2 protein-coding genes are annotated in these 2134 nt (G+C 39.4%); both read left to right on the top strand.

Going from position 1 to position 2134, the window contains the following annotated elements; genetic code table 11:
* The coding region (locus QLG09_RS22300; RefSeq protein ID WP_282489428.1) for a DUF2345 domain-containing protein at positions 1 to 536 on the top strand (536 nt) is incomplete at its 5' end.
* A gap of 11 nt (positions 537 to 547) precedes the next feature.
* Positions 548 to 1342, top strand: a complete 795-nt coding sequence (locus QLG09_RS22295; protein ID WP_282489426.1) for a hypothetical protein — start codon at positions 548 to 550, stop codon at positions 1340 to 1342.
* The last annotated feature ends 792 nt before the right edge of the window (positions 1343 to 2134 follow it).

Here is a 2134-nt window from a genome sequence, read left to right as displayed (position 1 = left end):
GAAACGTGGTCGTCAACGCCGGGGGCGATATCAGCGTCGGAACAATGGGCAATCTAACCACGCTGGCCGGAGAAAAACTGGGGCTATTTGCCCGGATCGGACAACTGAGCGTCAAATCCGGAGAAGGGCCAATAGATATCCAGGCGCAAAACGCCAGCCTGCGGTTGTTTGCTGAGAAGAAGCTGACGCTGAGCTCGGCGAGTGACATTTCATTCGCTGGGAAAAAACGTATCACGCTGATCGGCGGCGGAAGCTATCTGCGACTCGAGGCCGGGAAGGTCGAGTATGGTACGACGGCGTCTTATTTGCGGAAGGTGAAGCGGACGATGTTTGCTGGTGCAACCAATCTACCAATTGAGTCATTGAAGCAGATGGTAATGATCACTCAGTATTACGACAGAAAGTTAAATTTCTCTTCAAATGTCAATTATCGTGTTGAAACAATGGAGGGAGAGGAAATACTTTCAGGCTCTGGCGCAGATGGATATATCGACAAGAAAGACAGTGAGTCTGAGTATTGGGTATTTTTAAGCTGAGTAATAATTCAATGAAAAAAATAAATATTGAAGTCGATGGCACCCCCTATTTTATTGTTACAAAAAATGAAAAAACGGAATTAGGAATAAAAGGTAATACCACGCCTGAAAAAGATGAAGAAGCCCATAAAATTGAAGTGCCAAACATTTTGATAATCACAAGAAAAAACGCTGATGTTTTGTTCGTTTTGAGAGGGGGTGAAAAGGATTCTTTTAAAATCATGACAGCTCAAGAGTTGTATGATAAATTCCAGTATCAATGGTTTGAACCATTGGCAGATAACTATCGGAAATTGTTGTATGTTAACGAAGCTGATTACGCAAAAGAAGCTTGCAAAATATTCACTTGGGATGATATTGCAGAATTTTCAGTTATCGATAGAACGCCTTTGGCTGTTCGTCCAAAAGGTGAGGGCGACTGGAAAAATAATAGTGTGGGTGGTGCCAGCTATCTCCTCGTAATGATAAATAAAATCCCATACTGGACTGATGCCGTTGGGCAAATACCTTTCGCCATAGATACATATAGAATGGAAAAAAATATACCATCAACAGTTGAAACCGGTATGATATGGGGAACTGGTAAACGTACTGATGTTGCCGATAGAACTAATACGTATGATAATTTCTTTGTACTCCGAGGGGCGTTATATGCAAGCCAAAGATTTACATATAGCATTAAATCTGGTGGTAGCACTTACCCTGCTGTGAATGTTGTCGAGCAAGATAATGGAGCGTCAACTGATGCATTAGGTAACTCTATAACCTCAGAAGAGTATGATAACTATGCGGCATGGAATAAATAAAAACATTAATTCATTTAATAGTAAACTACTGATCGGCTTGTTAGCATGTATGATCTATAGAATCATCACCATTTCGATTTCTTTACTTTACGCCCAGTTTTTTATTCCACATAAAACCCACATATCAACAAACCTATATGGTTTTTATGTATATTTAATTCTTGTGTTTTGCATATTTATATCAGCAGTTGTTCCCAAGCAAGCAATAGGTATCATCGTAGCAATAAGTTCAACTCTGCTATTGGGGATTGAAATCTTTGAAGCTGATTTTCCATATAGGGCCTTATTGTTTATTTTCTCTTCTTCTTTGTCTTATCTATTTGTTTTCTCATTAAATGGTCAATTGAGAAAAGTACCTTCTGAGTCGCACACATCCAAAACAGCAAGGCGACTTAAATATATTCTGTTAATTGTTTATCCAGCATATCTCTTCTTTGAAGTGGAAATGTTCAGGAATGTTTCATTATTCATTGCCTGCGTTATATTTCTGGCCTTTTCTATATCTTGGTTGAATAGAAATTTACAATAAAGGCATAAGCAATATATAAATTCTCACCGGCAATTTTACAGGTAATCTTCTTCTTGAGCTTACAAATGAGGAAGATCCCAGAGTACAGTTAACATTTATGAGTGTCTCAATATATGGGGAATGGCTCCAACGCTTTTCCAAATAGTCGATATCTGCAAGGCAAGAAGTCAACAAAATGTTAGCGCTTTTTGACGGACAGACCCGTTACTTTCTGGATATCAACGACAGCCAGGTAAAACCGGATGTTCTGCGATTTCGGGGCA

Origin of the sequence: Enterobacter sp. V89_11 (assembly GCF_029967775.1) — a bacterium.
GTDB lineage: Bacteria > Pseudomonadota > Gammaproteobacteria > Enterobacterales > Enterobacteriaceae > Enterobacter > Enterobacter ludwigii.
This window is presented reverse-complemented; position numbering and strand designations above follow the sequence as displayed.

Excerpts from the sequence above, each read along its gene's own strand:
- QLG09_RS22295 (WP_282489426.1), top strand. The coding sequence starts at position 548 with ATGAAAAAAATAAATATTGAAGTCGATGGCACCCCCTATTTTATTGTT.